Source organism: Epilithonimonas sp. 33E (assembly GCF_059372615.1).
Genome location: NZ_CM182009.1, coordinates 2,717,162 through 2,743,732, shown reverse-complemented (window position 1 = coordinate 2,743,732; position 26,571 = coordinate 2,717,162). Strand labels below are relative to the sequence as shown.

At 36.9% G+C, this 26,571-nt stretch carries 24 protein-coding genes; 18 read left to right on the top strand and 6 right to left on the bottom strand.

The genetic code is table 11. The features are described 5' to 3' along the window. Nucleotides 1-13 precede the first annotated feature (13 nt). The 7 genes from AC5P2S_RS12625 (at nucleotide 14) to AC5P2S_RS12595 (ending at nucleotide 9,115) form a co-directional block, all read left to right on the top strand. Entirely contained in the window at nucleotides 14-394 is a 381-nt protein-coding gene (locus tag AC5P2S_RS12625; protein WP_283416717.1) for a c-type cytochrome, read from the top strand. Nucleotides 395-494: 100 nt separating this feature from the next. Beyond that, nucleotides 495-2,633: a glucoamylase family protein gene (locus AC5P2S_RS12620; protein WP_494555097.1), complete on the top strand. Its 2,139-nt coding sequence runs from the start codon at nucleotides 495-497 to the stop codon at nucleotides 2,631-2,633. A 376-nt stretch (nucleotides 2,634-3,009) separates the two neighbouring features. Next, a complete protein-coding gene (gene lysS, locus AC5P2S_RS12615) occupies nucleotides 3,010-4,710 on the top strand; it encodes a lysine--tRNA ligase (protein WP_283416719.1) in 1,701 nt (566 codons plus the stop codon). Nucleotides 4,711-4,890: 180 nt separating this feature from the next. After that, nucleotides 4,891-6,825 (top strand): DNA topoisomerase (ATP-hydrolyzing) subunit B, encoded by a 1,935-nt coding sequence (gyrB, locus tag AC5P2S_RS12610; protein ID WP_120214683.1) that lies wholly within the window; start codon nucleotides 4,891-4,893, stop codon nucleotides 6,823-6,825. A gap of 85 nt (nucleotides 6,826-6,910) precedes the next feature. Then, nucleotides 6,911-7,708 (top strand): RsiV family protein, encoded by a 798-nt coding sequence (locus tag AC5P2S_RS12605; protein WP_494555096.1) that lies wholly within the window; start codon nucleotides 6,911-6,913, stop codon nucleotides 7,706-7,708. Nucleotide 7,709: 1 nt separating this feature from the next. After that, nucleotides 7,710-8,156 (top strand): DUF6526 family protein, encoded by a 447-nt coding sequence (locus tag AC5P2S_RS12600; protein WP_494555095.1) that lies wholly within the window; start codon nucleotides 7,710-7,712, stop codon nucleotides 8,154-8,156. 110 nt (nucleotides 8,157-8,266) lie between these two features. Next, nucleotides 8,267-9,115 (top strand): diacylglycerol/lipid kinase family protein, encoded by an 849-nt coding sequence (locus AC5P2S_RS12595; protein WP_494555094.1) that lies wholly within the window; start codon nucleotides 8,267-8,269, stop codon nucleotides 9,113-9,115. Nucleotides 9,116-9,286: 171 nt separating this feature from the next. Here AC5P2S_RS12595 and AC5P2S_RS12590 read toward each other — a convergent pair whose 3' ends face one another. Continuing rightward, the gene (locus AC5P2S_RS12590) at nucleotides 9,287-9,481 is read right to left on the bottom strand and encodes a hypothetical protein (RefSeq protein ID WP_494555093.1); all 195 of its coding nucleotides are present in this window, start codon (nucleotides 9,479-9,481) and stop codon (nucleotides 9,287-9,289) included. A 137-nt stretch (nucleotides 9,482-9,618) separates the two neighbouring features. On the opposite strand from AC5P2S_RS12590, the gene AC5P2S_RS12585 reads away from it, so the two are divergent. The 8 genes from AC5P2S_RS12585 to AC5P2S_RS12550 all read left to right on the top strand — a co-directional run bounded on the left by AC5P2S_RS12585 (nucleotide 9,619) and on the right by AC5P2S_RS12550 (nucleotide 17,582). Next, complete coding sequence (locus AC5P2S_RS12585; RefSeq protein WP_283416724.1) at nucleotides 9,619-10,842, top strand: HD domain-containing protein; 1,224 nt, start codon at nucleotides 9,619-9,621, stop codon at nucleotides 10,840-10,842. Between the two features lie 64 nt (nucleotides 10,843-10,906). Continuing rightward, complete coding sequence (gene lpxD, locus AC5P2S_RS12580; RefSeq protein WP_494555092.1) at nucleotides 10,907-11,926, top strand: UDP-3-O-(3-hydroxymyristoyl)glucosamine N-acyltransferase; 1,020 nt, start codon at nucleotides 10,907-10,909, stop codon at nucleotides 11,924-11,926. Between the two features lie 45 nt (nucleotides 11,927-11,971). Beyond that, nucleotides 11,972-13,366: a bifunctional UDP-3-O-[3-hydroxymyristoyl] N-acetylglucosamine deacetylase/3-hydroxyacyl-ACP dehydratase gene (locus AC5P2S_RS12575; protein ID WP_283416726.1), complete on the top strand. Its 1,395-nt coding sequence runs from the start codon at nucleotides 11,972-11,974 to the stop codon at nucleotides 13,364-13,366. A 3-nt stretch (nucleotides 13,367-13,369) separates the two neighbouring features. Continuing rightward, nucleotides 13,370-14,158, top strand: a complete 789-nt coding sequence (gene lpxA, locus AC5P2S_RS12570; protein WP_283416727.1) for an acyl-ACP--UDP-N-acetylglucosamine O-acyltransferase — start codon at nucleotides 13,370-13,372, stop codon at nucleotides 14,156-14,158. A 28-nt stretch (nucleotides 14,159-14,186) separates the two neighbouring features. Next, nucleotides 14,187-14,750, top strand: a complete 564-nt coding sequence (gene efp / locus AC5P2S_RS12565) for an elongation factor P (protein ID WP_120214691.1) — start codon at nucleotides 14,187-14,189, stop codon at nucleotides 14,748-14,750. Between the two features lie 197 nt (nucleotides 14,751-14,947). Further along, nucleotides 14,948-15,850: an LpxD N-terminal domain-containing protein gene (locus AC5P2S_RS12560; protein WP_494555091.1), complete on the top strand. Its 903-nt coding sequence runs from the start codon at nucleotides 14,948-14,950 to the stop codon at nucleotides 15,848-15,850. Between the two features lie 110 nt (nucleotides 15,851-15,960). Next, nucleotides 15,961-16,833: a succinate--CoA ligase subunit alpha gene (sucD, locus tag AC5P2S_RS12555; RefSeq protein ID WP_283416729.1), complete on the top strand. Its 873-nt coding sequence runs from the start codon at nucleotides 15,961-15,963 to the stop codon at nucleotides 16,831-16,833. A 95-nt stretch (nucleotides 16,834-16,928) separates the two neighbouring features. Beyond that, nucleotides 16,929-17,582 (top strand): porin family protein, encoded by a 654-nt coding sequence (locus AC5P2S_RS12550; RefSeq protein ID WP_283416730.1) that lies wholly within the window; start codon nucleotides 16,929-16,931, stop codon nucleotides 17,580-17,582. Nucleotides 17,583-17,613: 31 nt separating this feature from the next. Here the strand turns inward: AC5P2S_RS12550 and recA are convergent, their stop codons facing one another. Further along, nucleotides 17,614-18,615: a recombinase RecA gene (gene recA / locus AC5P2S_RS12545; RefSeq protein ID WP_494555090.1), complete on the bottom strand. Its 1,002-nt coding sequence runs from the start codon at nucleotides 18,613-18,615 to the stop codon at nucleotides 17,614-17,616. 173 nt (nucleotides 18,616-18,788) lie between these two features. Between recA and AC5P2S_RS12540 the strand changes: the two genes are divergently transcribed. After that, nucleotides 18,789-21,278 carry a T9SS type A sorting domain-containing protein gene (locus AC5P2S_RS12540; protein WP_494555089.1) on the top strand — a complete coding sequence of 830 codons (2,490 nt, stop codon included), beginning with the start codon at nucleotides 18,789-18,791 and terminating at the stop codon, nucleotides 21,276-21,278. Nucleotides 21,279-21,329: 51 nt separating this feature from the next. On the opposite strand, the gene gap is transcribed toward AC5P2S_RS12540, so the two are convergent. Both gap and pfkA read right to left on the bottom strand, forming a co-directional pair. Continuing rightward, nucleotides 21,330-22,334 carry a type I glyceraldehyde-3-phosphate dehydrogenase gene (gene gap / locus AC5P2S_RS12535; protein WP_494555088.1) on the bottom strand — a complete coding sequence of 335 codons (1,005 nt, stop codon included), beginning with the start codon at nucleotides 22,332-22,334 and terminating at the stop codon, nucleotides 21,330-21,332. Nucleotides 22,335-22,382: 48 nt separating this feature from the next. Then, on the bottom strand, nucleotides 22,383-23,369 hold the full coding sequence (pfkA, locus tag AC5P2S_RS12530) for a 6-phosphofructokinase (RefSeq protein ID WP_494555087.1): 987 nt from the start codon (nucleotides 23,367-23,369) through the stop codon (nucleotides 22,383-22,385). Between the two features lie 216 nt (nucleotides 23,370-23,585). Between pfkA and AC5P2S_RS12525 the strand changes: the two genes are divergently transcribed. Continuing rightward, entirely contained in the window at nucleotides 23,586-24,512 is a 927-nt protein-coding gene (locus AC5P2S_RS12525) for a malate dehydrogenase (protein ID WP_494555086.1), read from the top strand. A gap of 67 nt (nucleotides 24,513-24,579) precedes the next feature. Here the strand turns inward: AC5P2S_RS12525 and AC5P2S_RS12520 are convergent, their stop codons facing one another. After that, the gene (locus AC5P2S_RS12520) at nucleotides 24,580-25,140 is read right to left on the bottom strand and encodes a hypothetical protein (protein ID WP_494555085.1); all 561 of its coding nucleotides are present in this window, start codon (nucleotides 25,138-25,140) and stop codon (nucleotides 24,580-24,582) included. A 40-nt stretch (nucleotides 25,141-25,180) separates the two neighbouring features. Next, a complete protein-coding gene (locus AC5P2S_RS12515; RefSeq protein WP_494555084.1) occupies nucleotides 25,181-26,089 on the bottom strand; it encodes an NAD(P)/FAD-dependent oxidoreductase in 909 nt (302 codons plus the stop codon). A gap of 106 nt (nucleotides 26,090-26,195) precedes the next feature. Here AC5P2S_RS12515 and AC5P2S_RS12510 point away from each other — a divergent pair, with 106 nt between their 5' ends. Beyond that, nucleotides 26,196-26,570 (top strand): Fur family transcriptional regulator, encoded by a 375-nt coding sequence (locus AC5P2S_RS12510; RefSeq protein ID WP_494555083.1) that lies wholly within the window; start codon nucleotides 26,196-26,198, stop codon nucleotides 26,568-26,570. Nucleotide 26,571: the final 1 nt, after the last annotated feature.

Below are 26,571 nucleotides of genomic sequence, written 5' to 3'. Positions count from 1 at the left end.
ATAAAATCTACATATGAAAAGACTATTTCTGGCGTTTGCTCTGGCCTCAATTGTGGCTTGTTCGAAAAGTGATAATTCAGGAAACAAAGATGTTCTGAAACAAGAACCCGAAGCTGCACCAAAAGTTGTGACGGACCCAATTGCTGAAGGTCAGTCTTTAGTGGAAGGCGCAGATTGTTTAGGATGTCATAAAGTGGATGAACGAATGATTGGCCCGTCTTATAAAGAAGTGGCTGCGAAATATGAAAACACGCCGGAGAATGTAGAATTGCTGGCAGATAAAATCATAAAAGGAAGCTCCGGAATTTGGGGTGATGTTCCAATGCCGGCTCACAATGGATTGAGCAAAGAAAATGCGAAATTTATGGCGCAATATATTTTATCTTCAAAATAATTTATAGCTCTGACTATAAGGATTAAAGGCAGTTTTGAACTGTCTTTTTTCGTTTATGCTTCTTTTGGAGAAAATGATTATCTTTTCAAAAATAAAATCTATGAAATCTATCTTGTATTCTGCTCTATTTTTTTCCGCATCATTATGTGCGCAGGAATATCAATATGATTATACTTTTTTCACAAATAGTTTGATGAAAGATAATTTCTTTTATGGAAATGTAAAATCTTCAGGTTCAGCTTCTGTGAAAAATCAGAATAATAAATTATTGGTTGATAAAAATGAATTTCACTCGCCTGGAAATTCACTTTTGCTGGATTATAAAAATGCAAAAGACGGAAAATGGGAAGCATCATTAGAATATGAAGATGTGAGAGGAAAAGATTTCTTTACCAAAGCCAATTTCCTAAGTTTTTGGATTAAATCTGAAAAAAATGATTCTAATATTCTGCCAACTGTAAAACTTCAGAAAACCGACGGCGGTTTTTCGAAACCGATTACTTTTAAGCTGGTGAAAAATAATCAGTGGGAAAATGTTTTGATTGACATTTCAAATATGGATGCTTCTGTGAAGGATAATCCTAAATCCGTTAAAGCGATTGTTTTCACTCAGCCTGAAAACTCTGATTCTAATAACAAAATTTGGTTAGACGATATTGCTTTCATTGATTCAAGAGAAAAGAAGAAGATTGCTGAAATTCCAAAAATTTCATTCGCTAAAGGTTACATGAAACACGTAGATTTGAAATGGAGTCCAATCAAAGACAATAATATCAGATATGTGAAAATCTACCGCTCCGAAAATGGAAAAGATTTCAAACCGGTCGGAATTCAGGATGCTTATATTGATAGATTTGCTGATTTCACTAATGAAACCGGAAAGAAATATTCCTATAAAATTAGTTTCCTCGACAAGCTTTTCAACGAATCAAAATTATCAGAAATCGCTTCAACTGAAACCAAAAATATGTCTGATGAAGAACTGATAACGATGGTTCAGGAAGCGTCTTTTAATTATTATTGGGACGGCGCAGAACCGGAAAGCGGCTTGTCAAAAGAAAATACCAACGGAAGACAAAATATGATTGCAACCGGCGCTTCAGGTTTTGGAATTATGGCTCTGATTGCCGGAACTGAACGGGGATTTATCTCAAGAAAAGAATCTGTGGAACGTTTTACTAGGATTGTTAATTTCATCGAAAAAGCAGACAAATACCACGGCGCAGTAGCGCATTTCATTGACGGAAAAACGGGGAAAACCGAACCGTTTTTCGGAAAGAGAGATAACGGAGCCGATTTGGTGGAAACATCATTTTTCGTTCAGGGGTTGTTAGCGGCTCATCAATATTTTAACAAAGACAATGCGGAAGAGAAAAATATCAGACAAAAAATCGACAAGTTCTGGAAAGGAATCGAGTGGAACTGGTTCAAACAAACGCCAGATAGCAAATTTCTCTACTGGCATTGGTCGCCCGACCAGGCTTGGACAATCAATCACCGTCTGATTGGCTGGAATGAGACGATGGTAACTTATTTGATGGCTATAGCTTCACCAACACATTCGGTTCCGGCGAGTATGTATTATTCGGGTTGGGCAAGTCAGGATAAAATTGCTCAGGATTACCGGAAAGATTGGGGAAAATCTGATGAAGGTTCAATGTACACCAACGGAAATACCTATTACGGAATCAAACTGGATGTTGGCGTCAACAAAGGCGGTCCGCTCTTTTTCGCACATTATTCATTTATGGGATATGACCCGCACGGATTGACGGACCGATACACCAATTATTTCAAAAATAATCAGAATATTGCCAAAATCAATTACCTGTATTGTGTCGAAAATCCGAAAAAACAAAAGGGTTATGGTAAAGACGGTTGGGGTTTAACAGCTTCGGACGGACCAAACGGCTACAATCCTGATGAGCCTGTGGAAAGAGAAGATACAGGCAAATTGACTCCGACTGGCGCAATTGCCTCTTTTCCTTATACACCAACCGAATCGATGGCAGTTTTGAAAAATTTCTATCTCAATTACGGCGATTTTCTTTGGGGTGAATATGGTTTCCGGGATTCGTTTGATTTAAATAACAACTGGTGTTCTCCGATTTTTATGGGACTGAATCAGGCGCCAATGACCGTGATGATGGAAAATCACAGAACAGGTTTGATTTGGAAATTATTTATGAGCCATCCGGACGTGAAAGCCGGCATAGAAAAATTGAATAAAGAGAAGTAACTTTTGGGCAGCTTTTTCCGTCTTCCGCTCACGCTCTTTTCACTTCACTGCGTTGCGTAAAAAGGAGCTCCGCTCAAGCCGGGCTGCAAATTCGCCGGCAAAATAAAGGTTTTCCTAAAAATACCACTTTGTCATTCCGTAGAAGCTTAAATAACAAAGATTCCTACGGAATGACAAAGTTTATGTTTATTTCTTTGATGAGTTTTACGACTTTGCGAATCTTAAAATATCCTCAATAAATAAAAAAACTTTGCACCCTTTGCGTTAAAATAAATCCAAAGAATCTCCTTTTGTGTCTTTTGTGGTTATGTCAAAATTTAACTTCCACAACCATTTAAAAATCACTATTTTTGCAATTCGAAAAAATTGAATTAAAATGTCATTATCAGAACAGGAAATTATCCGTCGCGAAAAATTACAAAAATTGACCGATCTGGGAATCGATGCATTCCCTGCCGCTGAATACAAAATCACTGATTCCACCAAATCTATAAAACAGAATTTCGAAGAAGGGAAGAAGGTGGTGATTGCCGGACGTTTGATGTCAAGAAGAATTCAGGGAAAGGCAAGTTTTGCAGAATTGCAGGATTCCGAAGGGAGGATTCAGGTTTATTTTAACCGTGACGAGATTTGTACTGGTGAAGACAAAACTTTATATAACGAAGTTTACAAGCATCTTTTAGATATCGGTGACATCATCGGGATAGAGGGTGAATTGTTCAAAACTCAGGTTGGAGAGATGACGGTAATGGTGAAAAATTTCACTTTATTGACAAAGTCGCTTCGTCCACTTCCGCTTCCAAAAGTAGATGCTGAAGGTAATGTTTTCGATGGCTTCACAGATGCAGAATTGCGTTACAGACAGCGTTATGCGGATTTGGTTGTGAACCCTCATGTGAAGGAAATCTTCGTTAAAAGAACAAAATTGTTCAATGCGATGAGAACTTTCTTCAATGATGCAGGTTATTTCGAAGTCGAAACGCCTATTTTACAATCCATTCCTGGTGGAGCTGCAGCAAGACCATTTATCACACATCACAATGCTTTGGATATTCCTTTATATCTTAGAATTGCTAACGAATTATATCTGAAAAGACTCATTGTTGGTGGATTCGATGGTGTTTATGAATTCTCGAAAAACTTCCGAAATGAAGGGATGGACAGAACACATAATCCGGAATTCACGGCAATGGAAATCTATGTGGCCTACAAAGATTACAACTGGATGATGGATTTCACGGAGAAATTGTTGGAATTCTGTGCGACTTCGGTCAACGGAACTTCGGAATCTGTTTTCGGAGAACACACCATCAGTTGGAAAGCACCTTACCCAAGAGTTTCTATGACAGAAGCGATTCTGAAATATACAGGATTTGACATCACTGGAAAATCTGAGCAGGAATTATTTGACTTCGCAAAATCTATCGGAATCGAGGTGGATGAAACAATGGGTAAAGGAAAACTGATTGATGAGATTTTCGGAGAAAAGTGTGAAGGAAACTTCATTCAGCCGACTTTCATTACAGATTATCCTGTTGAGATGTCGCCATTGACCAAAAAACATAGAAGTCAAGAAGGTTTGACAGAGCGTTTCGAATTAATGGTTTGTGGAAAAGAAATCGCGAATGCTTATTCGGAATTGAATGATCCAATCGACCAGAGACAACGTTTTGAGCATCAATTATTATTATCAGAAAAAGGGGATGATGAAGCTGGGCAATTTATTGATGAAGATTTCCTTAGAGCTTTGGAATATGGAATGCCGCCAACTTCTGGTTTAGGAATCGGTATGGACAGATTAATTATGTTCCTAACTAACAATCCATCAATCCAGGAAGTGCTTTTCTTCCCGCAAATGAGACCTGAGAAAAAAACTCCGGCAGTTGAATTGGGAGAAGATGAAAAAGTGATTCTTGAAATCCTTAATTCACAGGAAGAGGCAATGGAACTGAATGAAGTAAAAAATCGTTCTCAGCTTTCCGGTAAAAAATGGGACAAGGCTTCTAAAACTTTAACTAAAAATAATTTGGTGAAAGTTGAGAAAATTGATGAGGTTTTGTTGATGAAACTGGTTTAATTTCTCATTGGATATAAATTAAAAGCGGACTGTGTAGTTCGCTTTTTTATTTGCATTGCTGTTGAAAACTAACCCATTTTTTAGCTTTCATATCTCGAATTTTTTCACGATATTTGTGAGCATTTTAATAGAAATAACACTTTGTAAAATTATCGGCTAAGTGCTGATTATAAGAATAATATGAGTCAAAAACAATATACAGCAAGTAGTATTCAGGCATTGGAAGGAATGGAGCACGTTCGTATGCGTCCTTCGATGTACATTGGTGATGTAGGAGTCAGAGGTCTCCACCATTTGGTTTATGAAGTCGTGGATAACTCTATCGATGAAGCTTTAGCCGGATATTGTGATACAATTACTGTCGCGATAAAAGAAGGTAATGCGATCGAAGTTATGGATAACGGTCGTGGTATTCCGGTCGATTTTCACGAGAAAGAACAGAAGTCTGCGCTAGAAGTTGTAATGACCAAAATCGGAGCCGGTGGTAAGTTTGACAAAGATTCTTACAAAGTTTCCGGAGGTCTTCACGGGGTTGGGGTTTCTTGTGTTAACGCACTTTCCAACGAAATGATTACAACTGTTTACAGAGATGGGAATGTTTATCAGCAGGTTTATTCCCGAGGGAAAGCACAAACTGGGGTTGAAGAGATAGGCAACAGCGATTACAGAGGAACGAAACAGTTTTTCCAGCCGGATGATTCTATTTTTACTGAATTAGTTTACAATTATGATACGTTGGCAACCAGATTAAGAGAGTTGGCTTATCTTAATAAAGGGATTACAATTACGTTAACCGACGAAAGAGAAAAACTGGAAGACGGTTCTTTCAAATCAGAAGTGTTCCATTCGGAAGGCGGATTAAAAGAGTTTGTTGAATATATCGACGGAAACCGCGAATCTATAATGGAGCACGTGATTTTTATGGAAGGTGAGCGTGATGATATTCCTGTGGAAGTGGCGATGCGTTATAACACGTCTTTCAACGAGAACTTGCATTCTTACGTTAATAATATCAATACCCACGAAGGTGGGACACACTTGGCAGGTTTTAGAAGAGCTTTGACAAGAACTTTGAAAAAATATGCCGATGAGTTAGGACTTCCTGCAAAAGAAAAAGTAGAAGTTACAGGAGACGATTTCCGCGAAGGTTTGACAGCAGTGGTTTCTGTAAAGGTTATGGAGCCTCAGTTCGAAGGTCAGACTAAAACGAAGTTGGGTAACTCAGAAGTTTCTGGCGCGGTTGATAAAATCGTGGGTGAAATGCTGACTAATTTCCTGGAGGAAAACCCAAACGAGGCAAAAACAATTGTTCAGAAAGTTGTTTTAGCGGCAAAAGCCAGACAGGCTGCGAAGAAAGCACGTGAAATGGTTCAGAGAAAATCGCCGATGGGTGGTTCTGGGTTGCCAGGGAAATTATCTGATTGTTCTTCAAAAGATCCGGCTGAATCCGAGATTTTTCTGGTTGAGGGAGATTCCGCAGGTGGAACGGCAAAACAAGGCCGTGACCGCCATTTCCAGGCGATTCTTCCACTGAGAGGTAAGATTCTGAATGTTGAGAAATCAATGCTTCACAAGGTTTATGATAATGAGGAAATCAAGAATATCTACACAGCGCTTGGTGTTTCTGTTGGAACAGAAGAAGATTCCAAAGCGTTGAATATGGCCAAATTAAGATATCACAAAATCGTCATTATGACCGATGCCGATATCGACGGTTCCCACATTTCGACGTTGATTCTGACCTTCTTCTTCAGATATATGAAAGAGCTGATTGAGAACGGATATATCTATATCGCCCAACCACCTTTGTATTTGCTAAAGAAAGGAAATAAGAAACAATATGCTTACAACGAAAAGGAGCGTGAAGAGTTTACTTTAGAAATGTCACCCGACGGAAAAGGCGTAGAAGTGCAACGTTATAAAGGTCTTGGAGAGATGAATCCTGAACAGCTTTGGGAAACAACTCTGAATCCGGAACACAGGATTCTGAAGCAAGTAACGATTGATAACGCCGTTGAGGCAGATTCAACTTTCTCTATGCTGATGGGAGACGAAGTTCCGCCGAGGAGAGAATTTATCGAAAAAAATGCAGTTTATGCAAGAATTGATGCATAATCATAAAATCAGACCTTCCAATTTTTGGAAGGTTTTTTGTTATTATAAACCTTTGAAAAAATAACCATTTTAAATAATAAATACTATGAAAAAACTGTGTATCATTCTTTCAGTTGGAGTTTTACTGACTTCCTGCTCGAAAACCGAAAACAAAGAAATCAACATTAATGTTACCAGATCTGATAGCTTGGAATCCAAAAAGGAATTCGTTATTGACTCTGTTCGTGTTCAGGATTCTTTGGTAATTAACAAAAATCTTACAGCTTCTTTCAACAAGCAACTACTTGTTTTTCCATCCATTGAAAATAAAACGGTTCTGGATAGTATCTACAAAGAAGCTAATGTGAAAACATCTGCATATGATGCTAACTCATTGAAATCATTTCTAACTCAACAGATGCAAAAAAGTTTTGACGATACTAAGAAAAGCTCAAAAGAATGGTCGCCTGATTTTAAGCAAACCTGGGATGAGATGTCAGATATGAAGGTTGTTTCTCACAATGATGATGTCCTGACTCTGAAATATTCCGGAAGCGGTTATACAGGCGGTGCGCATGGTTATTATTTTGAAAATTATAAAACACTGGATCTGAAGGATAATAAGGTAATTTCTCAAAATGATATCTTCAAAAACCCGGAAGATAGTAATTGGGATAAAATCTTAAAAAACAATTTTGTAGAGAAAGATCAAAAGGAGATGATGCTTGTAGATAAAATCGAGCTGAACAACAATTTCTATTTTGACCAGAACAAAATTACATTTGTCTATAATCAGTACGAGATTACAGCCTATGCTGCTGGTGTGGTCTATATTACTTTAAATTTCAAAGATATCAAGGAGCAGCTGAAACCAGAATTTATAAGCCGATATAAAATCAAATAACATGGACCAGAATCTGAAAAATCACAGGAAATATTACCCGTTACATCATTTTATTTTCTATCCGTTATCTTTGGTTTTGCTGGTGTTTTCAGTTTTTAAAATTTTCAGTTTTGTGGATGTGGATGAGAATCTATTCTGGATTTGGATTGCAATTTCTGCTGCCATTATTTTGATGATTATTTTATCATTCATGCTTCGTCAGCATTATGCATTGAGTTTACAGGACAGGATCATTATTAATGAATTTAAATTCCGATATTTTGCTATGACAGGAAACAGATTGGAAAATTCGACCTATCATTTTTCCGACGCCCAGATTTTTGCGCTGAGGTTTGCTCAGGATGAAGATTTGATGGAAATGATGCATCAAACGGCGCAAAATGACTGGTCGCCTTCTGTTATCAAACAAAATATCAAAAACTGGAATGCGGACAATAAACGGATTTAGATTAAATCAGCAGAGACGTCTTGCTATGGTTTTTGATGCCTCGAAAACAAAATAATTCATTTATAATAAAAAATACTCTGAAATCTTCAGAGTATTTTTATTTTTGGGCTATGAAATTTGCATTCATCATCAATCCCTATTCTTCGAAAAAAAATTATCAGCCTTTTTTGGATAGTCTTACCAAAAAGGTGAATAATCCGCTTTATATCATTTCCAGATCTTTAGAAGATACGGATGAATTTATCAAAAAACACTGGAATAATGTGGATATTTTTGTTGCAGTTGGCGGTGACGGGACTATTTCGGTTGTTGCGCAGAAATTGATTAATACACAAAAGATTCTGGCGGTTTTTCCTGCGGGTTCGGGTAATGGTTTTTCTAATGAAACTAATTTTAACAAAAATATTTCCCGTCTTTTAGAAAAAATCGAAGCTAAAAAATCCCGTGAGATTGATACGTTTATGGTAAATGAACATTTTTCTATTAATGTTTCAGGAACAGGATTTGACGGAAAAGTGGTAAAAGAATTTGAGAAAACCAATCGCGGTTTTAAGAATTACATCAAAGTTTCTATCAAAACTTTTTTCAATTATAAACCGATAAAAATCAAATTCTCAGAAGAAAATTACAAACAATATAATGGCAAATACCTAATGCTGAATATCGCCAACACGCGACAGTTCGGTAACAACGCTTACATTGCACCAATGGCGAGCAAAAGTGACGGTTTGGTAGATTTGGTTTTGGTTAAGAAGTTTCCATTGACCTATTCGCCTTTTTTTGCGTTCCGGATGTTCACCAAACGTCTGAAGGATGATGATTATGTGACTTATCTCCCGGTTTCAGAAATCGAATTCAAAGTCAACACGAAAACCTGGCACATCGATGGGGAATTCAAGAAAATCAAATCACCGATTCATATCAAAGTTTTGCCTAAAAGTTTGAGGATTTTGGTTTAGTTTATGAAATTGATTTTTAATTCTTCGGTTTTACAATTTCAAGGATTTTCAAGAAATAATTTCATAGCTAGAATTACTTTATCTGAAGCAAATAATGACATATTTATAAATTCTGCGTGAAGTTCATTTTTTCTAAAGTTTTTTTAGAAGTCAAATCAGGCCTATTTATTATTAAAGATGTTTTTCTTTTTCAAAATTTGCTAACGCATAACAAAGTAAAACGATTGATTTGTACCTAATTTCTTTAAAATTATTTTTTGCCTCAATTTTTTGTCTTTGAATTGATATTAAATAATCAAATGAACTCTTTAAAAGTCCACCAATTCCAATTAAACCAATTCCTGTCATTATTTGTTCTATTGTCATTTTTTAATATTTAAATTTCAGAAGCTCTTTAGTCAAATGTACAAATGAATCTTAAAATATAATTTTCTGACATATTATTTCTGACATAAAAACCAATTAAAATTCCTTATTTTTGTATCAATCATCAACTATAAAAGGTGCAGAATAAACTCAAGATTATCAACGACCCAGTTCACGGTTTTATCAAAATTCCCCATGAGATTTTGTTCGATATTATAGAACATCCTTACTTCCAAAGACTCAGAAGGATTTCACAAACAGGACTTTTATCACTCATATTTCCCGGCGCAAAACATACGAGGTTTCATCACGCTCTTGGTGCAATGAATCTCATGTTCAAAGCATTGGAAACCTTGAAACTGAAAGGTGTAAAAATATCAAAAGAAGAAGAGAAAGCGGCAATGCTGGCGATTTTACTTCACGATATTGGTCACGGTCCGTTTTCACACGCTTTGGAAAATATGCTGATGGATGACTGGCACCACGAGAAAATTTCGATTCTGCTAATGAACCGATTGAACAAAGAGTTCAAAGGTAAGTTGAATTTGGCAATCGAGATGTTCCAGGGGAAATATCACAGGCCGTTTTTCAATCAGTTGATTTCATCACAATTGGATGTTGACAGGATGGATTATCTTAAACGCGACAGCTTTTACACAGGCGTTTCAGAGGGAAGCGTGAATGTAGAAAGAATCATCTCGATGATGAATGTGAGCGATGATGAGTTGGTGATCGATGCAAAAGGAATCTACTCGATAGAAAATTATCTGACTGCCAGAATGTTTATGTATTGGCAGGTCTATTACCATAAAACAGCCGCTTTGGGCGAACACATTTTGGTTCAGATTCTTAATCGTGCTAAATATCTGGTTTCACAGAATATTGATCTGGAAGCGCCTTCAAACCTTAAATATTTTTTGGTTAAAAATAAGTTTGATGAAGCGACAGAAGAAGATATCAGAAGATTTACGATGCTTGATGATATGGATGTTTTTCAGGCAATTAAAGTCTGGACAGAAAATGATGATTTCATTTTGGCGAGGCTTTGCAGAACGGTTATTTACAGAGAATTTCCGAAAAGTATTATTTCGTCCAAACCATTTTCTGAAGAAGTTTTGAAACAAAAAGTAGAAAAAGTCAACCAATATTTCAATATAGAAAACGGAGAAGAATTAGTCGGACAAATCTCTAGGTCATTATTGCCTTATGATACAGAGAAACAACCGATTTATCTGTTGGAAAAATCGGGTAGAAAGCTGAAACTGGAAGAGTCTGAGAATCAAATTCTATTCGGTTGTATGGAGAACGCGACCAAAAAATATATTATCTATTATCCAAGAGAAATAGAATCATTAAAGTAAAAGCGGTTTTGATTCGTCATAAAAAATTAAAACTTAATTAATAAAATATTTATCTTTGCAAACTATGGAATTTAGTGCAGAACAGATTGCAGGATTGATAAACGGGAGAATCATTGGAGACGGAAAGACTGTTATAACAGGCGTTTCTCCGATAGAAAACGGACAGCAAGGACATTTGTCTTTTGTTGGTCAAAGTCGTTTTTCTAATCATATAGATACAACAGAATGTGCCGTTTTGATCGTTTCTGAAAATCTTTTGGAGGACAGGGACTACAAACCCGTTATTATTGCTGTTGAAGATGCTTATCTTTCTTTTCAGGTTCTGATGAATCTTTATCAGGAGATGCAGGGACGGAAAACAGGAATAGAAGAAGGCTCATTCTTTCATGATACTGCACAGGTTGGTGAAGGTGTTTATATTGGCGCGTTCACTTACGTTTCTGAAAAAGCAAAAATTGGAGACAACACACAGATTTTTCCTCATGTTTACATCGGGAAAGGTGTTAAAATAGGGAAAAATTGTAAAATTGACAGTGGTGCAAGAATCTATGATTATTGCATAGTTGGTGATAATTGTGTGATCCACTCCAATACAGTTGTTGGCGGCGACGGATTTGGTTTCCAGCCAACAGCAGACGGATTTAAGAAGATTCCTCAATTAGGAAATGTGATTATTGAAGATGATGTTGAGATTGGTTCCAACTGTAGTATAGATCGTGCAACAATCGGTTCTACAATTATTGGAAAAGGAACTAAGATTGATAATCTGATCCAGATTGCTCATAACGTAAAGATTGGTCAACACAATGTTATTGCGTCACAAGCTGGAATTGCAGGATCTACAATCATTGGAGACTGGAATCAGATTGGTGGACAAGTAGGAATTGTTGGTCATATCAAAATAGGAAACCAGGTGAAAATCCAGGCGCAAAGTGGTGTTAATTCATCCGCAAAAGATGGTGAAACATTGTACGGCTCGCCGGCAATCAACTATAGCGATTACAGAAGGAACTACGTTCATTTCCGTAATTTTACAGATATAGTCAAAAGAATAAACGATTTAGAAAATAAAAAATCAGAGTAAAAGTATCAGGAAAAGAAGCAATTCTTCCACCTCAAAACTAATACAATGAGCGATAAACAAAAAACAATCAAAGAAGATATCAACCTTTCAGGAATAGGTCTTCACACAGGGAGAGAAGTTAATTTGACAATCAAGCCGGCAAAAGAAAACACCGGATTTGTATTTGTAAGAACAGATCTCGAAGGACGTCCGCAAGTTGAAGCGGATGTAAACTACGTAACAACCACAGAAAGAGGTACAACTCTGGAAAAACTGGGCGTTAAAATCCATACTTGTGAGCATCTTTTAGCTGCTCTTGTCGGGATGGATATTGACAATGCTATTCTGGAAATGAACAGCGCAGAACCGCCAATTTTAGACGGCTCTTCCAAATATTTTGTTGAAGCAATCGAGAAAGTAGGTGTTGTAGAACAGGATCTTCCAAGAGAATATCTGGTGATTAAAGAAGTGATGAATTACATCGATCCTGCTACAGGATCAGAACTGACTGTAATTCCTGCTGACGATTACGAGATCACTACAATGGTGGATTTTGGAACCAAAGTATTGGGAACTCAAAATGCCAGTATGAAAAACCTTTCTGAGTTCAAGGAAGAGATTGCTCCGGCAAGGACATTTAGCTTTTTACACGAGCTTGAGCAGCTTTTGGATGCTGACCTTATCAAAGGTGGTGATATCAGCAATGCGATTGTTTATGTTGACAAAGAATTGACGGCAGATACTCTGGAAAAACTGAAGGTTGCTTTTGGTAAGGATGAAGTTTCTATCCGTCCTAATGGTATTCTTGATAATCTTACACTTAACTTTACCAACGAAGCTGCTAGGCACAAATTGCTTGATGTGATTGGGGATTTAGCTTTGGTAGGTGTCAGAATCAAAGGAAGAATTATAGCCAACAAACCAGGACACTTTGTGAACACTCAGTTTGCAAAAAAACTAAACAGACAATACAAATTGCAAAAAAGAAAAAATGTTCCCGATTTCGATCTAAAGGCAGAGCCGGTTTTCGATATCAATGGAATTATGAAACTATTGCCGCACAGACCTCCGTTTTTGCTGGTAGATAAGATTTTGGAGCTTTCTGACACTCACGTGGTTGGACTTAAAAATGTTTCTATGAACGAGCCTTTCTTCGTAGGACATTTTCCAAAAGAACCGGTAATGCCGGGCGTTTTACAAATCGAGGCAATGGCTCAGGTTGGAGGGATCTTGGTTTTGGCTAATGTTCCGGATCCGGAAAATTATTCTACTTACTTTGTGAAAATGGATAATGTTAAGTTCAAGAAAAAAGTAGTTCCGGGTGATCAGGTGATTTTTAAAATTGAACTGATCGAACCGATCCGAAGAGGAATCGTGCATATGCAAGGATATGGATATGTTGGTGACAGTGTAGTTGTAGAAGCCGAATTGATGGCTCAGGTCGCAAAAACTAAAATTTAATTTATGATTCACCAACTTACGGCAATAGATCCACGTGCGAAAATTGGTAAAAATGTAACTGTTGAACCTTTTACTACCATTTCTTCGGATGTTGTTATTGGCGCAGGAACCTGGATTGGTTCTAACGTTACGATAATGGATGGTGCGAGAATCGGAAAGAACTGTAAGATTTTTCCCGGAACTGTAATTTCTGCAATTCCTCAGGATCTGAAATTTGACGGAGAAGATACCCAGACTATCATTGGCGATAATACTACGCTTAGAGAATGTGTAACTGTCAACCGTGGTACAAAAGCACTTGGTTATACCAAAGTAGGAAGTGACTGTTTGATTATGGCAACTTCCCATATTGCACACGATTGCATCATCGGAGATAATGTCATCATTGCAAATGGTTGCGGAATCGCTGGTCACGTAGAGATCGGAGATTTTACAGTTATGGGCGGCTTGTCTGCAGTACAGCAATTTGGAAAAATAGGAAAGCACACGATGATTTCCGGAGGTTCATTAATCAGAAAAGATATTCCGCCTTACATCAAAGTGGGAAGAGAACCTATTTCTTATGCCGGGATTAATTCTGTAGGATTAAGAAGAAGAGGCTTCACCAATGATAAAATCTTTGAGATACAGAAGATCTACCGTTATATTTTCCAGATGAAAATGAATGTCTCTCAGGCGATAGAATATATCGAGAAAGAGATGCTTCCAACCATGGAAAGAGATGAGATCATCACTTTTATCCAGAATTCACCAAGAGGTATCGTAAAAGGATATGGCTCTTCAAAAGAATAATAAAATAATATAAGTTTATAAATAGCTAATGGCAACAAGCAACGATATCAAAAAAGGACTTTGTATAGAATTTAGTAATGACATTTACAAAGTGATCGAATTTTTGCACGTAAAACCAGGAAAAGGTCCTGCTTTCGTGAGAACAAAACTAAAATCTGTAACCAACGGGAAAGTTGTAGATAATACATTCTCTGCAGGTCACAAGATCGATGAAGTAAAAGTAATTACCAGAAAATTCCAATACCTATATGAGGATGATAACGGATTTCACTTTATGAATAATGATGACTTTTCTCAAATCTACTTGAACAAAGAGATGATTGAGAACTCACAATTTATGAAAGCCGGGGAAGAAGTCACTATTATACTGAAAGAAGCTGATGAAGTGCCTTTATCTGCTGAAATCCCGCCAACAGTTTATCTGGAAGTTATCGAAGCTGATCCTGGTGTAAAAGGAAATACAGCAACCAACGCTCTTAAAAATGCAATTGTGGAAACAGGCGCAAGAGTTATGGTTCCGCTTTTCATTGAGCCGGGAGATAAGATCAAAGTTAATACAGAAGACGGTTCTTATCTGGAAAGAGTAAAATAATATAAGATGGAAGTCTGGAGTTGATCTTCACACTTCCATTTTTTATTTGGGCAGCTTTATCCGCCCTCCGTTCCCGCTTTTTTCTTTTTTTGCAAAAAAAGAAAAAGAGCTCCACTCAGGTCGGGCTGCTTTGTAATTCGTATTTTCAAAATTACCAATTTACAAATCGATCTAATATCTAAATTTTATATCTAGTTATGACTTTTAATCAGCCACAAAATCTAAAAACAATTGCAGATATTATTGGCGCAAAATATATAGGAGATGACAATTTCCAGGTTCTTGGAACCAACGAGATCCACATGGTTCGTCCCGGAGATATCGTTTTTGTCAATCATCCAAAATATTACGACAAAGCACTTAATTCTGCTGCAACCATTATATTAATTGATAAAGAAGTAGAATGCCCGGAAGGCAAAGCGCTTTTGGTTTCCGATGATCCTTTCAGGGATTTTAATAAAATCAATACGCATTTTACCAGGATTTCGAATTTCAAAGAAGAACTTCATGATCTCGAAGTTGAAGACGGATCTTTTATTCATCCTTCCGTTGTTATCGGAAATGACGTTAAAATAGGAAAGAATTGCCACATTTTCCCCAATGTTGTAATCGGTGATAGAACAGTAATCGGCGATAATGTTGTGATACAGGCTAATACAGTAATCGGAGGTGATGCTTTCTATTACAGAAAACTGAATGGCAATTTTGACAGATTGATTTCCGTGGGTAATGTTATTATTGAAAATAATGTAGAAATCGGGAACTGCTGCACAATAGACAGAGGAGTAACCGCTTCTACTATCATTGGCGAAGGCAGTATCCTGGATAATCAGATCCAGATTGGACACGATACAATTCTTGGTAAAAAATGTCTCATCGCCTCCCAAACCGGAATTGCAGGATGCTGTACCATAGAAGACGAAGTAACGATTTGGGGACAAGTTGGTATGGCTTCGGGAGTGAGGATCGCAACAGGTACGATTCTATTGGCAAAAACAGGCGTGAACAGAGATCTCAAAAAAGGAACTTATTTTGGACCAATTGCAGAAGAATTCAGAGATTATCTCAGAAAAGAAGTTAAAGTCAAAAATCTGAAGTAAATCATATTTTTAACGTTCAAAAAAATTACAATAGCGAGAAAGTTTTGAATTATTATCGTTATTTTTGCGAATAACAAAATTTTTGCAAAATCAATAAATTACAATAAAAAATGTCAGTATTAGTAAACAAAGATTCTAAAGTTATCGTACAAGGGTTTACAGGTAACGAAGGTACTTTTCACGCAGGTCAGATGATAGATTACGGAACCAACGTTGTTGGCGGTGTAACTCCGGGAAAAGGAGGCACTGAGCATCTGGGTAAGCCGGTATTCAATTCGGTTGCTGAAGCTGTAGAAAAAGCGGGAGCTAATGTAAGTATTATCTTCGTGCCGCCTGCATTTGCGGCAGATGCTGTGATGGAAGCTGCTGAAGCAGGTATCAAAGTAATCGTTTGTATTACAGAAGGTATCCCTGTTGCTGATATGGTAAAAGTAAAAGATTATATCCAAGACAGAGACGTTCGTTTAATCGGTCCAAACTGTCCTGGTATCATTACTTCTGACGAAGCTAAAATTGGAATTATGCCAGGTTTTGTTTTCAAAAAAGGAAAAGTTGGTATCGTTTCCAAATCTGGAACTTTAACTTACGAAGCAGCTGATCAGGTTGTGAAAGCTGGTTTCGGAGTTTCTACAGCTATCGGAATTGGTGGAGATCCAATCATTGGAACAACTACAAAAGAAGCTTTGGAATTGTTTATTAACGATCCTGAAACGGAAGCCGTTGTAATGATTGGAGAAATTGGTGGATCTCTGGAAGCAGAAGCTGCAAGATGGTACAAAGCTAGTGGTTCGACAAAACCTGTTGTAGGTTTCATCGCCGGGCAAACGGCTCCAAAAGGTAGAACTATGGGTCATGCAGGTGCTATTGTTGGAGGTGCTGATGATACGGCTCAGGCAAAAATGGCTATTATGAAGGAGAACGGTATCCATGTTGTTGATTCTCCGGCAGAGATCGGTAAAACTGTTGCTTCAGTTTTAGCATAAGATATTACCTTATTAAAATATATTTTTGAGAAGCTCTTGTCTGAGCTTCTCATTTTTTTTGTCTAAATTTGAACGAAATTTGTAAACACACTAATATGAAAAAAATCCTTTTCGGGTCTCTATTTTTGTTATCCTTTTTATCTCAGGCACAGATTGATTTTAGATCTACAGAATTTGGTCTGGTTGCAGGAGGAACTTACTCCAGAGTGAGAAATGCCCACAATCCTTCAGGACCGAGATTTTCTGTTTTGGGAGGTCTTACAGCGCAGGTGCCAATTGGTGTTGATGAGCAGTTTTACATCCAGGTAGAAGCTTTATATTTTGGAGCAGGCGAATCCGGAAAGGCGAAAGATGCTAAAGGTAGGCCTGGCTATGATGCTGTTTATGCTAATAACTATCTGAGTGTACCATTTAATTTCAAAGGCTATTTTTCTGAGGCCGAATCTGAGTTTTTTGGAGTAATAGGTCCCAGATTTAATTTTCTGATTAATCAAACGGTTAAGAATACCAATAAACCGGAATATGAAAAGGATAGCTATGGAAAAGCTAATTCATTTAATTTTGGAGTAGGAGCAGGTGTCGGTTACAGCTACAAAAGGCAATTGGAACTTGCTTTGAAATATGATATTGGATTATCAAATACATATCCGAATCTTAAAAACAGTCCGTCCGAAATTGGTTACGCCGGGACTGCAAAGAAAAAATCGGAACAGGTATTAAGTTTAGGTTTAACTTATTTCTTTAAATAAAAAAAGGCTGTGAAATTTTCACAGCCTTTTTTTATTTTTGTTTGATCAGTTCCTTGATCTTATTTTCGATTTCTTCGGATAATTCAGGATTATCTCTCAAAACATCTTTTACAGCATCACGACCTTGTCCCAGTTTTGTGTCATCATAGCTGAACCAGGATCCGCTTTTTTTAACAACATCTAGATCCACGGCAGTATCAAGGATCTCCCCAACTTTGGAAACACCTTCTCCGTACATAATATCAAATTCTGCTTGTTTGAAAGGCGGCGCTACTTTATTTTTCACGACTTTTACCTTCACCCGGCTACCGATAGCTTCGTCTCCGTTTTTGATTGGAGCACTGGCTTTTCTTATGTCGATTCTTACGGAAGCGTAAAACTTAAGAGCATTACCTCCTGTTGTAGTTTCAGGATTTCCGAACATTACGCCAATCTTTTCACGAAGTTGGTTGATGAAAATCACAGTACATTTCGTTCTTGATATTGTAGCAGTTAGTTTCCTAAGAGCCTGTGACATCAATCTTGCATGAAGACCCATTTTGGAATCACCCATTTCCCCTTCTATTTCTGCTTTTGGAGTCAGGGCTGCAACGGAGTCAATTACAACAATATCGATCGCTCCTGAACGAATCAGGTTGTCTGCAATTTCTAAAGCCTGTTCACCGTTGTCAGGTTGAGAAATAATCAAATTCTCCAGGTCAATTCCAAGCTTTGCTGCATAGCTTCTGTCAAACGCATGCTCTGCGTCTATAAATGCAGCAATACCGCCAGCTTTCTGAGCTTCCGCAATAGCATGAAGCGTAAGTGTTGTTTTACCGGAAGATTCGGGACCATAGATTTCTATGATTCTCCCTCTTGGATATCCACCAACTCCTAGAGCCAAATCAATTCCCAAAGATCCTGAAGGGATTACTTCGATAGTCGTGTCCACAGAGTCTTCTCCCAAGGTCATTACGGTTCCTTTTCCGTAGGTTTTATCTAGTTTTTCAAGCACCAGCTGCAGTGCTTTTTTCTTATCGTCTGTACTACTCATTGTTTGAAAAAAATTATTCTCAAAAATAATCATTTTAAACATGAAAGCCTAATTTTTTTCTCTTATAAAAATTAAAATAAAGAGATGAAGTTTAAAATTTTCTTAATGTCTTACAAATAATAAAATGCTCTAATCTCCAAATTATCAACTAAATTTGTAGATATTTTTTAAGGATGAAAAAAAGTTTATCAATTATATTTTCTTTTTTTGTATTTGTTCTTTATGCTCAGCAGCCCGGGAGTGTAGATACAACTTTTAATACTTCAGACCTCGGATTCGGGTGGGGCGACGGCGCTAATGACTATGTAAAAGATGTTTTGATTCAGCCGGACGGTAAGATCATTATTGGCGGTGATTTTACAACATATAATAGTAATAATGCAAAATCACTTGCAAGAATTAATGCAGATGGAAGTTTCGATAATACTTTTCTTATAGGTTCGGGCGCCAATAATTACGTTTCTTCCCTAATGTTTCAGCCGGACGGAAAAATAATTGTATGCGGAAATTTTACAACATTCAATGGAATTTCAAAGAATCGAATTGTAAGATTGAATGCTGATGGAAGTACGGATAACAGCTTTGTGATTGGAACCGGCGCAGATGGAATTATCGAATGTGTCACTTTACAGAATGATGGTAAAATCCTTATCGGTGGACAGTTTACAAAATATAACGGTGTTGACAGGAAATATCTGGCAAGGCTTAATCCGGACGGATCTTTGGATATGGATTTTGATACAAGTTCAGGCTTCAATTCTCATGTTTACTCATTGGCTGTTCAGACTGATGGAAAAATATTAGCTGGAGGTAATTTTACCACATATAATTCCGTTACAAAAAATTATCTTATCAGGCTGAATTCTGATGCGAGTATTGATGAATCTTTTGCTTCAACAGGCGCTAATAATATCATTTACAAAATATTAATTGCAAATAACGCAAAGATATTTTTGGGAGGTAAATTCACTAAATATAATAACGTTACTAAAAACTCAATTGTAAAACTGAATGATGACGGTACAATAGATAATAGCTTTACAATTGGTACTGGTGCTAATAATATTGTGAGAAATATTTTAATTCTCAATGATAATAAACTTTTACTTGCTGGAGATTTTATCTCTTATAATAATGTAACTAGGAATTACATTGCCAGAATTAATGAAAATGGGACAATTGATACTAGCTTTAATCCTGGGAAAGGTTTTGGAGGAAGCACAACAAGTTTTCAGCAACAAACGGACGGAAAATTGATTATCGGCGGAAGCTATGCTGTTTTTAATAATAATGTTAAGCGATATGTGTCAAGGATTAATTCTGATGGAAGTCTGGACTTAAGCTTCAATCCCGGAAATGCTGCCGACGGAACAGTTAGATCTATTACAGTCCAGCCGGATAAAAAGATGGTTATTGTAGGTAACTTCAATAGTTTTAATGATAATCTCAATAATAGAATTGCCAGGATTGATGCAGATGGTAATGTAGATATAACTTTGCAGGTTGGGATTGGCCCGGATCAGTTAGTTCGGACCGTTGCATTGCAACCTGATGAAAAAATTCTTGTAGGGGGAGATTTTTCAACGTTTAATAATCTTCAGAAATCATACTTGGTAAGATTGACTTCTACTGGAAGTCTGGATAATACTTTTGCAATCGGTTTTGGGCCAACAGATCCTGTAAGGGAAATTTTGGTTCAGCCAGACGGTAAGATTTTGATTTGCGGGGATTTCACTGTTTTTAATACGAAAACGGCTAATCGAATTATTAGATTGAATCCTGATGGTACTATCGATAGCAGTTTTTCTCCCGTAAGCGGTGCTAATAATGCAATATATTCTATGAGGTTACAACCTGATAATAAGATTGTAATAGCAGGAACTTTCACAACTTATGATGGCGTTGCAAGAAACAGGATTGCCAGATTAAATTCTGATGGAACCTTGGACACAACTTTTACAATCGGAACCGGAGCTAATAATACAATAAGCAGTGTATTGATTCAGGAAGATGGGAAAATCATTATTGGTGGCAATTTTACAACTATTGCAGGTGCTTCTTCAAATCGAATTGCCAGACTTAATGCCAATGGTAGTAGAGATACGACTTTTACAAGCGGCGCTGGAGCTAATGCTTCTGTAGAAACTTTGGCACTTGAAGCCAATGGTAAAATTCTAATCGGAGGCAGTTTTACCAAATTCAATAATATCAATAGAAATTATATTGCCAGACTTAAAGCTGACGGAACTTTGGATGATACATTCAATAAGACAGCGGCCGGAGCCAATAAAGCAGTGTATAAAATTATTAATCAGAATGAGAAATTCATTGCAGTTGGAGATTTTACTTCTTATAATGATGTCGGCAGAAACAGGATTACAAGAATTTTTGGAGGAGAAGAAGAACATCTGACAACTAATAACCTTATTGATTCCAAAATCAAAATCTATCCGAATCCAACATCGGACAAATTATTTGTTTCATCATCTTTGGAGCTAATAAGATATGAGATTTTTGATTTTTCTGGGAAAAAATTATTGGACAAATCCTTTTATAATAAAAATAAGAGTATAGAAGTTAATCATCTAAAAAAAGGAATTTACATTTTGAAATTAATTGACAAGAATCAAAAAGTTCAAACTGTTAAATTCATAATTGAATAATAAAAAACCTCTGAAGAAATTCAGAGGTTTTTATTTTGATTCAGTTTCAGATTACAAAGAAGCTGAATGAACAAGCATATCTGCTAATTTGTTAGAATAACCCCACTCGTTATCGTACCAAGATACTAGTTTAACGAAAGTTGGATTCAACATAATTCCAGCTTCTTTGTCGAAGATAGAAGTTCTTGCATCGCTTACGAAATCCTGAGAAACTACAGCATCTTCTGTATAACCAAGAATTCCTTTCAATTCACCTTCAGATGCCGTTTTGATAGCAGCACAGATTTCTTCGTAAGAAGTCGGTTTGTCCAACTTTACAGTAAGGTCCACTACAGAAACGTCAGCAGTTGGAACTCTGAAAGACATACCGGTCAATTTCCCGTTAAGAGAAGGGATTACTTTTCCTACCGCTTTTGCAGCACCTGTAGAAGAAGGGATGATGTTGTTAAGCGCAGATCTACCACCTCTCCAGTCTTTTGCAGACGGTCCGTCTACCGTTTTCTGGGTAGCAGTAGTTGCGTGTACAGTTGTCATAAGACCTTCAGCGATACCAAAGTTATCGTGGATTACTTTTGCCAAAGGTGCAAGACAGTTAGTCGTACAAGATGCGTTTGAGAAGATTTTAATATCGTCAGTCAGTTCTTTGTGGTTTACACCCATTACGAACATTGGCGTATCATCTTTTGAAGGAGCAGAAAGGATCACTTTCTTAGCACCAGCGTTGATGTGAGCCTGAGCCGAATCTTTTGAAAGGAATAATCCTGTAGATTCTACGATATATTCTGCACCAACTTCGTTCCATTTTAGGTTGTTAGGATCTTTCTCAGCTGTTACACGGATTGTTTTTCCGTTAACCACAAGGTTGTTTCCTTGTACTGATACTTCTCCTTTGAACGCTCCGTGAACCGAATCGTATTTTAGCATATAAGCCATATATTCAGCATCGATAAGGTCATTGATACCTACAACTTCGATGTTGCTTCTTTCAGCCATTGCTCTGAAAACTAAACGTCCGATTCTACCGAATCCGTTGATTCCTACTTTAATTGTTGACATATGATTTAAAAAATTAAGGTTTTGTTTTATTATTGTTTTGATTAAAAATTACATCGCCAAAATCTCAGCGATCTGAAGTAAGTTTTTGTCGATTTCGTTATGCTTTTTAATAGCTTCTTCTATTGGGGTATAGGTGATTTTGTTTGACTGCATCCCAACCATTACTTTGTTTCGGCCTTGCATTAGTCCTATAACTGCTCCGTAACCAAGATTGCTGGCAAGAACTCGGTCTGCGCAGCTTGGAGAACCGCCTCTTTGGATATGTCCCAAAATAGTCACACGGATGTCATAAGATGGGAATTCTTCTTTTGTTGCTTTGGCAAGATCATAGATACTTCCTAATTCTTCGCCTTCAGCAACAACGACTATGCTGGATGATTTACCCACTTTTTCCGCCATTCGGAAAGTGCTGAAAAGGTCTTCCATACTGTCTTTTCTTTCAGGGATCAGAATGTCAAGAGCTCCTGTCGCGATTCCACTGTTAAGCGCTATAAATCCGGCATCTCTGCCCATTACTTCCACAAAAAACACTCGGTTATGAGAAGTGGCTGTATCACGGATTTTGTCAATAGCGTCCATAGCTGTATTAAGAGCTGTATCGTAACCGATTGTGTTATCAGTTCCAAAAATATCATTGTCAATAGTTCCCGGAATGCCGATTACTTTGATCCCGAATTCTTCATTGAAAATCTTGGCACCGGTAAAACTTCCGTCTCCACCAATGCAAACCAAAGCGTCAATACCGAGTTTCTGACATTGTTCGTAAGCTTTTTTTCTTCCTTCCGCTGTCATAAATTCTTTTGATCTTGCAGATTTCAGAATTGTTCCTCCTTGATTGATTATATTTTTTACGGAACGAGGTCCCATTTTCGTAACATCACCTGCAATTAATCCATTATAACCTTCACGAATTCCGTAACAGTCTATGTTAAAATGATTTGCTGTTCTTACAACTGCTCTAAGAGCGGCATTCATCCCCGGAGCATCTCCTCCTGAGGTCAAAACCGCAATAGATTTTATGTTGTTTTCTGACATATTTTTAATTTTTTTCTAAGCAAATTTACGAAAAATCAACCATATTTTAACACTCATAATGGTCTTGATGGATAAATATATCATAGGATAACAGAATTAATAATACGGTAATATGACAAAAATCAAACTGAATATGATTAAGGAAATAATTAAGTTTATTATATTTACGAGCAATACAAAACAGAATTTTAAACTAATAAAAAATACATTATCATTATGAAAGTTACCGTAGTTGGAGCTGGTGCAGTAGGAGCAAGCTGTGCAGAATATATCGCGATGAAAGACTTCGCTTCAGAAGTTGTTTTGGTGGATATCAAAGAAGGATTTGCAGAAGGAAAAGCAATGGACCTGATGCAGACAGCTTCCCTTAATGGCTTCGATACCAAAATCACAGGGACTACCGGAGATTATTCCAAGACTGTAGGTTCAAAAGTAGCGGTGATCACTTCCGGGATTCCTAGAAAACCAGGGATGACAAGAGAAGAACTAATCGGAATCAATGCCGGAATTGTAAAAGAAGTAACAGAAAACTTAGTAAAACATTCGCCAGATGTCATCATCATTGTGGTTTCTAACCCAATGGATACAATGGCGTATTTGGTTCACAAAACATCAGGTCTTCCAAAGGAAAGAATCATCGGAATGGGAGGTGCTTTGGACTCAGCGAGATTCAAATACAGATTAGCGGAAGCGTTGGAAAGTCCAATTTCTGATGTTGACGGAATGGTAATCGCTGCGCATTCTGATACAGGAATGTTGCCACTATTCAGCAAAGCGACAAGAAACGGTGTTCCGGTTTCCGAATTCTTGACTGATGAGCAAAGAGCTTCTGTGATTGAAGAAACTAAAGTTGGCGGCGCTACATTGACAAAATTGTTAGGAACTTCTGCTTGGTATGCACCAGGTGCGGCTGTTTCTGTAATGGTTCAGTCTATTCTTTGTGACCAAAAGAAAATGATTCCTTGCTCATTGATGCTTGAGGGAGAATATGGACAGAATGATATCTGTCTTGGTGTTCCAGCGATCATTGGGAAAAACGGGGTTGAGAAAATCGTAAACATCACTTTGACTGTTGAAGAGCAATTGAAATTTGCTGAAGCAGCACAAGCTGTAAGAGAAGTTAACGGAGATCTTAAGTTTTAATCTTAAGATTCCAGATAAATTAAAACCATCTCAATTTGAGATGGTTTTTTATTTTTAATTAATTCAATTATCCTTGAAAATCGCCACAATCGTGTTCTTCAAATTTTTCAATCAGGCTTTCCTGAGTATAAAATTCTGAGATTCTCATATTTTTGAATTCAGGTTTTTGACCTTCAATTTTTAGCTGATAAATAGGTTCGTTTTCAACTTGTGTAAAAATAAAAGTAGATTCCGGTGTTTTGATTTTTAAACTATTTCCTTTCTTTTCATAACTGAAATCCTTATAACTGTGGACATTCTTCTCATCACAAAGTTCCACAATATCAAAACTCTTCTTATTAATTTTAAAAATAGCAAGGTCGCAAGAATAACAAACGCCACCGAACTCTATTCCGTATTTTTTGAAGACATTTTTCTGTTTAGAATCTTTGATTTCAATCGGTGTAAGCTTGCTGTATTCTGATAAGTTAATCGTTGGTTCTTCTTTTAAATTTGCTTTTCCTACAGCTTTTAATTCTGTTTTGTTGTCTGGATTGGTTCTGGGATTTTCAATTGTTTCTTTATTGTCCTTACTGCAAGAAAATGTGAAAGCAATAGAAACTGCGATAAATAAAAATGTATTTTTCATTCAATATTGTTTGAATCCAAATTTACACAAATGTCCCGAACTAAAAACCTTCATTTGTCAATTCCATATTAACCATCGCACCTGTGAGATTGCCTGTGTAAACAGCATTGGCAACGGAACGCATCGGACAGGAGTTATCACCACAGGCAAAAATTCCGGGAATAGTTGTTTTTTGCAAGTTATCGATTTTAATATGTCCGTGTTCAGTAAATTCACAGCCCAAAGCACCGGGAATATCAGAATGTTGTTTAAAATGAAATGCACCATAAACTGCATCGAAATTCAGTTTTTTGCCATCTGATAAAATCAAATTTTCTATATATCCTTTCTGATGCTGGATTTCATCTATTTCTGTTTCGATGATATTGATGTTATTTTGTTTCAGTTTTTGAGTTTGTTCTTCCGAGAATTCGGCTTTTCCTCTTGTTAAAATTGTCAAATCATTGGTCAGATTATTAACTAATGATGCGATATGAAAACCACGGTCGCCGTTAGCAATAATTCCGGTTTTCTTAGTTCTGAATTCGTAACCGTGACAGTAAGGGCAATGGATTAAAGAAATTCCCCAGCAATCCCAAAATCCTTTGATATTAGGAACATCATCTACAATTCCTGTTGCAAAAATGAGTTTCTTAGCTTCGAATGCTTCACCTCGTTTTGTTCTGATTTCAAATCCATTTTCTGTCTTCTTGCCTTCTGTTGCGAGTCCTTCATAAAACTCAACAGTATCATATTTTTTTACTTGTTCTTTTGCGATGGTTGAAATTTCTTTTGGCGTTTTTCCATCCTGCGTCAGAAAATTGTGAGAATATGGTGTCTGTATATTACAAGGTTTTCCACTATCGATGACCAAAACTTTTCTCAATGACCTTCCCAAAGACATTGCTGCAGAAAGACCTGCATAACTTCCGCCAACTATAATGACATCGAATGAATTTTCCTGTTTCATATTTTGATTTTATGGTAAATATTTTTCGGGATGAAAATTTAAATGCTTATTTCTTGTCAAAGTTAGGATTAATTTTTATTATTGCAACCACATCGCATTAATAAAGATGAAAAGACGAAATACACCAACAAAAGATGCCGTTCTAAATGTTCTAGCAGATTCGAAAAAAGCAATGAGTCAGGAAGCTATTATGAAAAATGTCAATATTAATATCGACAGAGCAACGGTTTATCGTGTCTTAAATAGATTTTGCGAAGACGGAATTCTCCATCGAATTGTCGCTGAAGATGGGAAACAGTATTTCGCAGTTTGCATCAAATGTGATGAAAAAAAGCTTGCAGATCACCATTTTCATTTTAGATGTACAAAATGCGAAACGATAGAATGCTTGCCGGTCGCTGTTCAGTTTTCTGTAGAAAAAGGCTATTCTGTGGAAAGTGTGAACTGTATTTTGACAGGAGTTTGTAAGGATTGTGCTTAAT